Origin of the sequence: Streptomyces sp. NBC_01190 (genome assembly GCF_045039895.1) — a bacterium.
Lineage (GTDB): Bacteria > Actinomycetota > Actinomycetes > Streptomycetales > Streptomycetaceae > Actinacidiphila.
Genome location: NZ_CP108580.1, coordinates 4,958,404 through 4,970,728, shown reverse-complemented (window position 1 = coordinate 4,970,728; position 12,325 = coordinate 4,958,404). Strand labels below are relative to the sequence as shown.

Sequence of the window (12,325 nt, the reverse complement as noted above, 5' to 3'; positions counted from 1 at the left end):
CTGACACGGGTTACACGGGCAGCGTAGCCGGTCGGCTGTGGATCACCGTCGGGGCATGGCGTTAGACCAAGCCGCGGGAGGCCACACCAGCGAAGGGAGAGCCAGTGCCGCGTATATCATCACCATTACCGGATTTGCGGGCCTCTGTCCCACCCGAATGGGTGACAGATGCCAAACGGCGGAGGTGCGGGGCGCGACACGGGAATGACCGGCTTGATTCGAACGCTTGAGCTAGTATCGTTCACCGTTCCGTAAGACCATCCCGTAACGACGCCAATTAGACTCACGGCTGCACCATGTGACATGTCCTCGCTTCGGGACCGGCGATCCCGGATCCCCGAACGGCTTGAGAGGAGGTGGACCGATGCCAGTAGATCTGCTGGAGGAGGAGGCCGAAGCGCATGTGCGCGGCGTCTGCTTCAAGACCGGCCCGCCCGTACGGACCGGTGTGGAGTTGGAGTGGCTGGTCCAGGACCGCTCCGACCCTCATGAACCGATAGCCGCCGACCGGCTGGACGCGGCACTCGCGCCGGTCGAAGCCCCGGGAGCACTGCCACGGGACGGCAGGATCACCCGGGAGCCGGGCGGCCAGGTGGAGCTCAGCTCCCCGCCCGCCACCACCCTCGCCGCGTGCGTCGAGGCCACCGCCACCGACCTCGCCGTACTCCGGCGGGCCGTGGAGGGTGCGGGACTGGTACTCGTCGGCCGTGGGCTCGACCCCCACCGCGAGGAACCGCCCCGGGTGCTCGACCATCCCCGCTACCGGGCGATGGAGCGCTTCTTCGACCGCGAGGGACCCTGGGGCCGCACCATGATGCGGCGCACCGCCTCGCTCCAGGTCAACCTCGACTGCGGCGACGAGAGCGACGGACCGGCCGGGTACCGCTACCGCTGGGACCTCGCGCACCGGATCGGTCCGGTGCTGATCGCCGCTTTCGCCAACTCCCCGCTCAGCCGGGGCCGCCCCACCGGCTGGCTCTCCACCCGGCAGGCCAACTGGTCGCGGATGGACCCGGGCCGCACCCGCAGGCCCGACCACCATCCCGACCCCGGCACCGCCTGGGCCAGGTACGCGCTGGACGCGCGGCTCCTGTGCATACCCGGCGCGCCAGGGGACGAGTCCGCCGACTGGTCGGCGCCATCCGGGCTGACCTTCCGCGACTGGCTGCGCGGGGCGCCGGGACTGCGCCCGGCCACCCTCGCGGATCTCGACTACCACCTGAGTACGCTCTTCCCCCCTGTCCGACCGCGCGGCTATCTGGAACTGCGGATGATCGACGCGCAGGACGGCGACGACTGGATCGTGCCGACCGCGCTGACCTCGGCCCTGCTCGACGACCCGGTCGCCGCCGACGCGGCCTTCGCCGCGACCGAGCCGCTCTGCCAGGACGGCGAGCCGGTGCCGGCCGACGAGATCTGGCGGCGCGCCGCCCGGATCGGTCCGGCCGACCCCGACCTCGCCAAGGCCACCCGGGCCTGCTTCGCCGCGGCCGAGAGCTCCCTGGCGCGTTCCGGCGCCCCGGCGGCCGTACGGCAGGCCCTCACCGACTTCGCCGAGCGCTACTCCGAACGTGGCCGATGCCCCGCCCACGACCTGTTGGACGCGCCGAGCCGCGCTTGATCCTCCGGAAGGCATCCCATGAACCACCCTCGTACCGAAGGCGACAGCTCGGGCCGAAACCGAGTCACTGCCTCCTCAGCCGTCACTTCAGGAACTTCAGGCACCAGAGCCTCTTCCGTATCCGACGCGGTGGCCGCGGGCGACAAGAGCGCCGGGCCGGCAGAAAACGCCGCGAACCTGGTGTTCACCAACCCCTCGGCGGCCGCCCGCGCCGCGCTGGAGACCGCCAGGCGGCGGACCATGTCGCTCACCGACCCGGTGAGCGAGGCGGACCTCGTCGCCCAGCACTCCAAGCTGATGTCCCCGCTCGCCTGGGACCTCGCCCACATAGGCAACCAGGAGGAGCTGTGGCTGATCCGGCAGGCCGGCCGGCGCCCCGGCCTGCGCCCCGACCTCGATCCGCTCTACGACGCCTTCCAGCACCCGCGCGCCGACCGCCCCTCGCTGCCGCTGCTCAGCCCGGCCGAGGCGCGCGACTACATCGCGGCCGTGCGTACCGAGACGTGGGAGGTGCTGGAGAGCGCCGACACCTCGCCCGCGCAGGCCGATCCGCTGCTGGCCGGCGCCTTCGTCTTCGGCATGCTGGCCCAGCACGAGCAGCAGCACGACGAGACGATGCTCGCCACCCACCAGCTCCGCGAGGGCCCGCCGGTGCTTCAGGCGCCGACGCCGCCGGCCGCGCCCGCCGACGCGGTCTGGCTGCCCCGAGAGGTGCTCATCCCGGGCGGCCCCTTCATCATGGGCACCAGCACCGAGCCCTGGGCGCTCGACAATGAGCGCCCGCACCACGAGGTGGACGTGGCCCCGTTCTTCCTCGACACGGTGCCGGTCTCCAATGTCGCCTACCAGGAGTTCATCCAGGACGGCGGCTACCAGGACGCGCGCTGGTGGACGCCGGAGGGCTGGGAGCACGTCCGGTCGGCCGGGCTTGAGGCCCCGCTCTTCTGGTCCCGCGACGGCTCCCCCGACGGGCCCTGGGTCCGGCGGCGTTTCGGCCATGTCGAGCCGGTACCGGCCGACGAGCCGGTGATGCACGTGTGCTGGTACGAGGCCGACGCGTACGCCCGCTGGGCCGGCCGGCGGCTGCCGACCGAGCAGGAGTGGGAGAAGGCGGCCCGCTACGACCCGGCGTCCGGCCGGACCCGCCGCTATCCGTGGGGCGACGCCGACCCGGGCGCCGAGCACGCCAACCTCGGGTCCCGCTACCTCCAGCCCACCCCGGTGGGCAGCTATCCGGCGGGCGCGGCGCCGAGCGGCGTACGGCAGCTCATCGGTGACGTCTGGGAGTGGACCTCGTCGGACTTCGCGCCCTACCCCGGCTTCACGGCCTTCCCGTACAAGGAGTACTCGGAGGTCTTCTTCGGGCCCGAGTACAAGGTGCTGCGCGGCGGGGCGTTCGGGGTCGACGCGGTGGTCTCCCGGGGCACCTTCCGTAACTGGGACTATCCGATCAGACGGCAGATCTTCGCCGGGTTCCGGACCGCGCGGGACGCCTCCGGCGGGGAGGGGTCGTGGGCGGGTGGTTCCGGCGGCGGCGCCGGCGGTACCGGCGGCGGCGCGGGCGGCTCCGGACAGGGCGGCGGAGCCGACGGCGGTCGGGCCTGATGTGCCGCCACCTCGCCTATCTGGGGCCGTCGGTGCCGCTGGCGCGGGTGCTCACCGAACCCGCGCACAGCCTCTACGAGCAGTCGTGGCGGCCGGCCAGACAGCGGTACGGGACGGTGAACGCGGACGGTTTCGGGTTCGGCTGGTACCCGGAGGAGGGCGGGCCCGGGGGTGACGGGGCCGGGCCCGGCGGGGCCGCCGGGCAGGGGGCTTCCGCTGCCGCGGCTCCCGGCGGGGCTTCCGGCGGCGGGGTCGAAGCCGGCCGGTCCGTGGCCGGCGGGTCCGTGGCCGGCCGGTCCGGCGCCGTGGGTGAAGACTCGCCCCGGCCGGGGCGTTACCGGCGGGCCGTGCCGATCTGGGCGGACACCAACTTTCCCGAGCTGGCCCGTACGCTCCGCAGCGGCGCGATCCTCGCCGCGGTCCGCTCGGCCACCGCAGGCACCACCCAGGACGAGTCGGCGGCCGCGCCCTTCCGCGACGGCCGCTGGCTGTTCAGCCACAACGGCGCCGTCCCGGAGTGGACCCGGCTGCCCACCGGCCTCAGCACGGCCGAGGCGCTCGACCTGGAGACGCACAGCGACTCGGCGCTGCTCTGGGCGATGATCGGCGGCCGGCTGCGGCGCGGCGAGGGAGCGGGCGCGGCGCTGGCGGCGGTGGTCCGCGAGGTTGCCGACGCCCGGCCGACCGCGCGGCTGAACTTCCTGCTCACCGACGGCCGGACGATCGCCGCCACCGTGTGGGGGGACACGCTCTGGTACCGGACGGGGCCCGGCACGGTGCTGGTCGCGTCGGAGCCCGACGAGACGGCGGAGCAGGTGGCGGCGGGCCGGGCCGAGGACGGGCACTACGACGCCGAGGAATGGGCCGTGGGATGGACTGAGGAGTGGCCCGCCGAGGCGACCGGCGGGGCGGCCGGCACCGCCGGGGGGACGACGTTCGGGGGGAGCGCCGGTGCGGTCACCGGCGATACCAGCGGGGGGACTTCGGCCCGGCCGACCGGTGGGACGACCGGCCGGCCGCCGCAGGCCCCCCACGACCCCGCGTCCGCGTCCCCCGACGTGTGGCGCGAAGTCCCCGACCGATCACTGCTGCTGGCCACCACGGCCGGTGTACGGATCATCCCGCTGCGCTCCCCGCGCCCGCACGGCAAGGAACCGCACCCCATGAACGAGAGCCGCTTCACCCTCGACAACCGCCTGCCCGACGACTACTTCACCAGCAGCCTCCACCGGGACGTCCTGCACGGCCTCAGCGCGAGCCCGCGCGCCCTCCCGCCCAAGTGGTTCTACGACAAGCGCGGCAGCGACCTCTTCGAGCAGATCACCCGGCTGCCCGAGTACTACCCCACCCGGGCCGAGCAGGAGATCCTCACCAGCCGCGCCCCCGAGATCGCCGCCCTCAGCCGGGCCGCCACCCTGATCGAGCTGGGTTCCGGCTCCTCCCGCAAGACCCGCCTGCTGCTCGACGCGCTCACCGGGGGCGGCACCCTGCGGCGGTACGCGCCCCTCGACGTCAGCGCCGCCGCGCTGGAGGAGGCCGGGCAGGCGATCTGCCGGGACTATCCAGGGCTCCGGGTCACCGCGACGGTCGCCGACTTCGAGAGCGAGCTGGCGGTATCCGAGCCATCCGCACCGTCCCAACCGTCCGGTGAACCGTCCGAGGAGCGGGGCCCACGCCTGCTGGCCTTCCTCGGCAGCACCATCGGCAACTTCGACCCGGGCCAGCGGGCCGCCTTCTACCGCACCCTGTCCGGGGCGCTGAGCGGCGACGACATGCTGCTGCTCGGCGCGGACCTGGTGAAGGACCCCAAGGTGCTGGTCCGCGCGTACGACGACGCGGCGGGCGTCACCGCCGAGTTCAACAAGAACGTGCTGCACGTGCTCAACCGCGAGCTCGGCGCCGACTTCGACCCCGACGGCTTCGACCATGTCGCCGTCTGGAACACCGAAGACGAGCGCATCGAGATGCGGCTGCGGGCCCGCGCCGCCCAGACCGCCAAGATCTCGGACCTCGGCCTCACCGTGGACTTCGCCGCCGGCGAGGACCTGCGCACCGAGATCTCCTGCAAGTTCCGCCGCGACTCGCTCACCGCCGAACTCCGCGACAACGGCTTCACCCTCCAACAGTGGTGGACCGACCCGGCCGCCCGCTTCGCCCTACTACTGGCCACGCCGAACTGACGTCATCCACCCGATCCCCCCGACCGGCCCCCCGGCGCCCTCCAAGCCGCCGGGGCCGGCCAGACGGCGCTGCCCGGCTCCTCCGTAGGGAGGGGCCGGGCAGCGGTGGGGTTGCAGGCGGGGTCAGCGGACGAAGATGCCGGCTTTGTCGGCCAGGTCGAGGAAGTACTGGGGGGCCAGGCCGAGGACGAGGGTGACGGCTACGCCGATGGCGATGGCGGTCGAGGTGAGGGGGCTGGGGACGGCCACCGAGGGGCCGTCCGGCTTGGGCTCGCTGAAGAACATCAGCACGATCACCCGGATGTAGAAGAACGCGGCGATCGCCGAGGAGATGACACCGACGATGACCAGCGGCATCGCGCCGCCCTCCGCCGCCGCCTTGAAGACGGCGAACTTTCCGGCGAAGCCGGAGGTCAGCGGGATGCCGGCGAAGGCCAGCAGGAAGACCGCGAAGACCGCGGCGACCAGCGGGGAGCGGCGGCCCAGGCCCGCCCAGCGGGAGAGGTGGGTGGCCTCGCCGTCGGCGTCGCGGACCAGGGTGACCACCGCGAAGGCGCCGAGGGTCACGAAGGAGTACGCCGCCAGGTAGAAGAGGACGGAGGAGACGCCGTCCTCCGAGGTGGCGATGACACCCGCCAGGATGAACCCGGCGTGCGCGATGGACGAGTACGCCAGCAGCCGCTTGACATCGGTCTGGGTCACCGCGATGACCGCGCCGATGATCATGGTGACGATGGCGACACCCCACATGACGGGCCGCCAGTCCCACCGCATCCCCGGCAGCACCACATACAGCAGCCGCAGCAGCGCGCCGAACGCGGCGACCTTGGTGGCCGCCGCCATGAAGCCGGTGACCGGCGTCGGCGCGCCCTGGTAGACGTCGGGCGTCCACATGTGGAAGGGGACCGCGCCGACCTTGAAGAGCAGGCCCACCACGACCATCGCGATACCGATCAGCAGCAGCGCGTCGTTGCCGGTGGTGTCCGCCAGCGCCGGCGTCATCTTGGCGCTGCCGTCGATCACCGAGGAGATGCCGGAGTAGGAGACGGTGCCGGCGTATCCGTAGAGCAGCGCGATCCCGAAGAGCAGGAAGGCCGAGGAGAACGCGCCGAGCAGGAAGTACTTGACGGCGGCTTCCTGGGACATCAGCCGGTTGCGGCGGGCGAGCGCGCACAGGATGTAGAGCGGCAGCGAGAAGACCTCAAGGGCGACGAAGAGCGTCAGCAGATCGTTCGCGGCCGGGAAGACCAGCATGCCGCCGACGGCGAAGAGCAGCAGCGGGAAGACCTCGGTGGTGGCGAAGCCGGCCCGCACCGCGTTCTTCTCCTGCTCACCGCCGGGGACCGCGGAACCCTGCGCGGCGAAGGAGTCGACGTGCCGGCCATGGGCCTTGGGGTCGAGCCGCCGCTCGGCGAAGGTGAAGACGGCGACGATCGCGACCAGCAGGATGGTGCCCTGGAGGAAGAGCGCGGGCCCGTCCACCGCGACCGCGCCCATCGCCGCGATGTGCGCCTTGGTGCTGCCGTACCCCTTCTCGGCCAGCGTCACGACCGCCGCGAAGGCCGCCGCGAGGCCGGCCACCGCGAGCACCACCTGGGTGGTGTACCGCGACTTCCGCGGGGCGAAGGCCTCGACGAGGATGCCCGCCATGGCCACCCCGAAGACGATCAGCACCGGCGAGAGCTGGGCGTACTCGATCTTCGGGGCCGGGATCTTGTCCGCGACGGGGGCCGCCGCCGTCCACAGGGTGTGGACGGCGCCGGTCGCCGGGCTTGCGGATGCGGATGCGCTCACTTCTTCGCCTCCAGCGCGGGCTTGGGGTCGGTCTTGTGCACGTCGGAGAGCGTGTGCGCGACGGACGGGTTGACGATGTTCGTCACCGGTTTCGGGTACACGCCGAAGAAGAGGAGCAGCCCGATCAGCGGGGCCACCACCAGGACCTCACGGACCTTCAGGTCGGCCATGCCCTCGATACCGGCCTTGACCGGGCCCGTCATCGTCCGCTGGTAGAGCACCATTACGTAGAGCGCGGCCAGCACGATGCCGGCCGTCGCGATGATGCCGATCACCGGATACCGGCTGAAGGTGCCGACGAGCACCAGGAACTCACTGACGAAGGGTGCCAGGCCCGGCAGCGACAAGGTGGCGAGACCGCCGACCAGGAAGGTGCCGGCCAGCACCGGCGCCACCTTCTGCACCCCGCCGAAGTCCGCGATGAGCCGCGAGCCGCGCCGGCTGATGAGGAAGCCGGCCACCAGCATCAGCGCGGCGGTGGAGATGCCGTGGTTGACCATGTAGAGGGTCGCGCCGCTCTGGCCCTGGCTGGTCATCGCGAAGATGCCCAGCACGATGAAGCCGAAGTGCGACACGGACGCGTACGCGATCAGCCGCTTGATGTCGCGCTGGCCGACGGCGAGCAGGGCGCCGTAGACGATGCTGATCACGGCGAGCACCAGGATCACCGGGGTCGCCCACTTGGACGCCTCCGGGAAGAGCTGGAGGCAGAAGCGCAGCATCGCGAAGGTGCCGACCTTGTCGACGACCGCGGTGATCAGTACGGCGACCGGCGCGGTGGACTCGCCCATCGCGTTGGGCAGCCAGGTGTGCAGCGGCCACAGCGGGGCCTTCACCGCGAAGGCGAAGAAGAAGCCGAGGAAGAGCCAGCGTTCGGTGCTGGTGGCCAGGTTGAACTTGCCGGCCGCGCGGGCGGAGAGGATCTCCTGGAGCGAGAAGGTGCCGGTGCCGAGCTGGTGGGCGGTGGCGGCGTAGAGGCCGATCACCGCGGCGAGCATGATCAGACCGCCGGCCAGGTTGTAGAGCAGGAACTTCACCGCGGCGTACGAGCGCTGCCGGGCCGCCTCCTCCTCGCCGGCGGCGTGCGCGCGGTCGCCGAAGCCGCCGATGAGGAAGTACATCGGGATCAGCATGGCTTCGAAGAAGATGTAGAAGAGGAAGACGTCGGTGGACTCGAAGGAGAGCACCACCATCGCCTCGACCAGCAGGATCAGCGCGAAGAAGCCCTGGGTGGGGCGCCACTTGCTCGGGTCGCCGGTGGCGGTGCCGCCGGCCGCCGTGGTCTCCAGCGGGTCGGCGTCGTGCCAGCCGGCCAGCATCACGAAGGGGATCAGCAGCGCGGTCAGCGCGACCATGACGACGGCGATGCCGTCCACGCCGAGGTCGTAGCGCAGGCCGAAGCTCTTCACCCAGGCGTGCGACTCGGTGAACTGGTAGCGGTCGCCGCCCGGTTCGAACCGGGCCATGGTGATCACGGCCAGGACGAGGGTGCCGAGCGAGAAGAACAGCGCGGTGTATTTCGCGGCCACCCGGCGGGCCGCGGGTACGGCGGCGGTGACCACGGCGCCGACCGCGGGGAGCGCGGCGGTGACGGTGAGGATGGGGAACGAGCTATCTGCCATCGGGTATCAGACCGCCCTCATGAGAAGAGTCGCGGCGACCAGCACCGCGGTGCCGCCGAGCATCGAGACGGCGTACGAGCGGACGTAGCCGTTCTGGAGCTTGCGGAGGCGGCCGGAGAGGCCGCCGACCGAGGCGGCGGTGCCGTTGACGACGCCGTCGACCAGGGAGTGGTCGAGATAGACCAGCGAGCGGGTGAGGTGCTCGCCGCCGCGGACCAGGACGACGTGGTTGAAGTCGTCCTGGAGCAGGTCGCGGCGGGCCGCCCTGGTGAGGAGGCTGCCGCGCGGCGCGACCGCGGGGACCTCCCGGCGGCCGTACATCAGCCAGGCGAGGGCGACGCCGATGACCAGGACGACCAGGGTGGCGGCGGTGACGGTGCCGGCGCTGACCGGTGAGTCGCCCTCACTGTGCCCGGTGACCGGCTCCAGCCACTTAACGAAGGACGAGTTGATACTGAAGGCCGCGCCGGCGAAGACGGAGCCGAGCGCGAGGATGATCATCGGCACGGTCATCGAAGCGGGTGACTCATGCGGATGGGGCACCCCATGAGCGCCAGCCGCCGTGGCCGGCGCCGCCGCAGACCCCGCTCCCGCGGCGGAAACGCCCGCGTCGGACGACGACACGCTCGCGGCTGCCGCCGACGAATGGCCGCCGGCCAAGGCCGGCGAAGAGCCGGTCGCCGTACCGGCGGAGCCCGCCGCTGCGGGCGAACGCAGGTCGCCTGCCCCGGCATCGGCAGCTCCGGCTTCCGAAGACGGCACACGCGCCGTCGCGGCGGAGCCCGCGGACGGACTCGCCGCCGCAGGCGACACGCTCGCGGCTGCCGCCGACGAGTGGCCGCCGGCCAGGGCCGGCGAGGGCCCGGTCACCGTAGCGGTGGAGCCCGCCGCAGGCGGGAACGTGCCCGGCGCGGCCGAGCTCGCGTCCCCGGTGAACGCAGCCGCTTCCTTCCAGCGGGCCTTGCCGAAGAAGGTCATCAGCATCACGCGGGTCATGTAGAACGCGGTGACCGCCGCGCCCACGAGGCCGGCCGTGCCGAGGATCCAGCCCTCGGTGCCGCCCTTGGCGAAGGCCGCCTCGATGATCTTGTCCTTGGAGAAGAAGCCGGACAGGCCGGGGAAGCCGATGATCGCCAGGTAACCGAGGCCGAAGGTGATGAAGGTGATCGGCATGTAGGAGCGCAGGCCCCCGTACCGCCGCATGTCGACCTCGTCGTTCATGCCGTGCATCACCGATCCGGCGCCGAGGAAGAGCCCCGCCTTGAAGAAGCCGTGGGTGACCAGGTGCATGATCGCGAAGACGTAGCCGATCGGGCCGAGCCCGGCCGCCATGATCATGTAGCCGATCTGCGACATCGTCGAGCCGGCCAGCGCCTTCTTGATGTCGTCCTTCGCGCAACCGACGATCGCACCGTAGAGGAGCGTGACCGCGCCCACGGTGACGACCGCGGTCTGCGCGTCCGGCGCGGCATTGAAGATCGCCCCGGAGCGGGTGATCAGATACACGCCCGCCGTCACCATCGTGGCCGCGTGGATCAGCGCGGAGACCGGGGTCGGACCCTCCATCGCGTCGCCGAGCCACGACTGGAGCGGCACCTGCGCCGACTTGCCGCAGGCGGCGAGCAGCAGCATGAAGCCGATCCCGGTGATGGTGGCGTGCTGACCACCGCTCGCCTGGCCGACCCGCGGCAGCACATCGCCGAAGGCGAATGAGCCGAAGGTGGTGAACATCAGCATGATGGCCACCGAAAGCCCGATGTCACCCACCCGGTTGACCAGGAACGCCTTCTTCGCCGCCGTCGCCGCGCTCGGCTTGTGCTGCCAGAAGCCGATGAGCAGGTACGAGGCGAGGCCCACCCCCTCCCAGCCGGCGTAGAGCAGCAGGTAGTTGTCGGCGAGCACCAGCAGCAGCATCGCCGCCAGGAAGAGGTTGAGGTAGCCGAAGAACCGGCGGCGCCGCTCGTCCTCCTTCATGTAGCCGATCGAGTAGATGTGGATCAGCGTGCCCACACCGGTGATCAGCAGCACGAACGTCATCGACAACTGGTCGAGCTGGAAGCCGACGTCGGCGCGGAAGCCGCCGACGGGCACCCAGGTGAACAGATGCGAATGCAGGGCCCGGGCGTCGCTGTCCTTGCCGAGCATGTCGGTGAAGAGCACGACGCCGAAGACGAAGGACAGCAGCGCGAGCAGCGTGCCGAGCAGGTGTCCCGCGCGGTCGAGCCGCCGGCCGCCGGTCAGCAGCACCGCCGCGCCGAGCAGCGGCGCCGCGACCACCAGTCCGATCAGGGTTTCCACTGGAGCAGCCCCTCTACAGCTTCATCAGATTGGCGTCGTCGACCGAGGCCGAGTGGCGGGAACGGAAGATCGACACGATGATCGCGAGTCCGACCACGACCTCCGCGGCGGCCACGACCATCGTGAAGAAGGCGATGACCTGGCCGTCGAGGTTGCCGTGCAGCCGGGAGAAGGTGACGAACGCCAGATTGCAGGCGTTCAGCATCAGCTCGACACACATGAAGACCACGATCGCGTTGCGCCGGATCAGCACGCCGGACGCGCCGATGGTGAACAGCAGCGCTGCCAGATAGAGATAGTTGGCCGGATTCACTTGGCGCCCTCCTCGGCCCGTTCGGCGTCCCGGTCCTGGCCGGCGGCGGGCCGTCCGGCCCGTCCGGCCCGGTCGAGGACCGGGGTTTCCGGCTCCCGCTCCAGCCACTCCCCGGAGCGCTGTTCCAGTGCGGCGAGCCGGTGCATGGCGTCGCCGGACACATCGCGGATCTGGCCGCGGTCCCGCAGCGTGCCGCTGACGGACAGTTCGGAGATGGTGCCGTCCGGCAGCAGCGCCGGGATGTCCACCGCGTTGTGCCGGGCGTAGGTGCCCGGCGCCGGCAGCGGGGTGACCTGCCGGCCGGCCCGCACCCGCGCCTCGGAGAGCTCGCGCTGGGTGCTGCGCTCCTCGGTGCGTTCCCGGTGGGTGAGCACCATGGCGCCGATGGCGGCGGTGATCAGCAGCGCGCCGGTGATCTCGAACGCCCAGACGTACTGGGTGAAGACCAGCTTGGCGAGCCCCTGCACATTGCCGCCGGAGTTGGCCTGGCCGGCCCCGGCGAAGGTGTCGAGCGAGGCGTTGCCGATGCCGGCGATCAGCAGGATGCCGAAGCCGAGCCCGCAGGCGGCGGCCATCCAGCGCTGGCCCTTCAGCGTCTCCTTGAGCGAGTCGGCGGCGGTGATGCCGACCAGCATGACGACGAAGAGGAAGAGCATCATGATCGCGCCGGTGTAGACGACGATCTGCACGATGCCCAGGAAGTACGCGCCCTGGGCCAGATAGAACACCGCGAGGATGATCATCGTGCCGGCCAGCGACAGCGCGCTGTGCACCGACTTCTTCATCAGCACGGTGCCGAGCGCGCCGAGTACGGCGACGGTGCCGAGCACCCAGAACTGCACGGCCTCGCCGGTGGACGTCTGGGTCGCGGCGACGGCGATCGTGCTCATAG

General features: G+C 71.5%; 8 protein-coding genes and 1 pseudogene. 4 read left to right on the top strand and 5 right to left on the bottom strand.

All coding sequences use genetic code 11. The features are described 5' to 3' along the window. The first annotated feature begins 364 nt into the window (after window positions 1–364). The 4 genes and pseudogenes from egtA to egtD all read left to right on the top strand — a co-directional run bounded on the left by egtA (window position 365) and on the right by egtD (window position 5,406). Window positions 365–1,621 (top strand): ergothioneine biosynthesis glutamate--cysteine ligase EgtA, encoded by a 1,257-nt coding sequence (gene egtA / locus OG519_RS20775; RefSeq protein WP_405586052.1) that lies wholly within the window; start codon window positions 365–367, stop codon window positions 1,619–1,621. A gap of 240 nt (window positions 1,622–1,861) precedes the next feature. Next, window positions 1,862–3,226, top strand: coding sequence for an ergothioneine biosynthesis protein EgtB (egtB, locus tag OG519_RS20770; RefSeq protein WP_405592876.1), 1,365 nt, complete (start codon window positions 1,862–1,864; stop codon window positions 3,224–3,226). Continuing rightward, window positions 3,226–3,849 (top strand): annotated as a pseudogene (locus OG519_RS20765) (hypothetical protein); the annotation flags it as partial. The gene egtB and the pseudogene OG519_RS20765, both read left to right, overlap by 1 nt. Before the next feature lie 540 nt (window positions 3,850–4,389). Next, a complete protein-coding gene (gene egtD / locus OG519_RS20760; protein WP_405592874.1) occupies window positions 4,390–5,406 on the top strand; it encodes an L-histidine N(alpha)-methyltransferase in 1,017 nt (338 codons plus the stop codon). Window positions 5,407–5,529: 123 nt separating this feature from the next. Here egtD and nuoN read toward each other — a convergent pair whose 3' ends face one another. From nuoN to OG519_RS20735, 5 genes are read right to left on the bottom strand one after another with little or no spacing between them, the layout of a single operon-like run. Next, window positions 5,530–7,200: an NADH-quinone oxidoreductase subunit NuoN gene (gene nuoN, locus OG519_RS20755; protein WP_405586049.1), complete on the bottom strand. Its 1,671-nt coding sequence runs from the start codon at window positions 7,198–7,200 to the stop codon at window positions 5,530–5,532. Further along, window positions 7,197–8,822 (bottom strand): NADH-quinone oxidoreductase subunit M, encoded by a 1,626-nt coding sequence (locus OG519_RS20750; protein WP_405586046.1) that lies wholly within the window; start codon window positions 8,820–8,822, stop codon window positions 7,197–7,199. Before OG519_RS20750 ends, nuoN begins: the two co-directional genes overlap by 4 nt. A 6-nt stretch (window positions 8,823–8,828) precedes the next feature. After that, window positions 8,829–11,120: an NADH-quinone oxidoreductase subunit L gene (nuoL, locus tag OG519_RS20745; RefSeq protein WP_405586043.1), complete on the bottom strand. Its 2,292-nt coding sequence runs from the start codon at window positions 11,118–11,120 to the stop codon at window positions 8,829–8,831. 13 nt (window positions 11,121–11,133) lie between these two features. Then, window positions 11,134–11,433: an NADH-quinone oxidoreductase subunit NuoK gene (nuoK, locus tag OG519_RS20740; protein WP_405586040.1), complete on the bottom strand. Its 300-nt coding sequence runs from the start codon at window positions 11,431–11,433 to the stop codon at window positions 11,134–11,136. Beyond that, window positions 11,430–12,323, bottom strand: a complete 894-nt coding sequence (locus tag OG519_RS20735) for an NADH-quinone oxidoreductase subunit J (protein WP_405586037.1) — start codon at window positions 12,321–12,323, stop codon at window positions 11,430–11,432. The genes nuoK and OG519_RS20735 overlap by 4 nt, the downstream gene beginning before the upstream one ends. Between the last annotated feature and the right edge of the window lie 2 nt (window positions 12,324–12,325).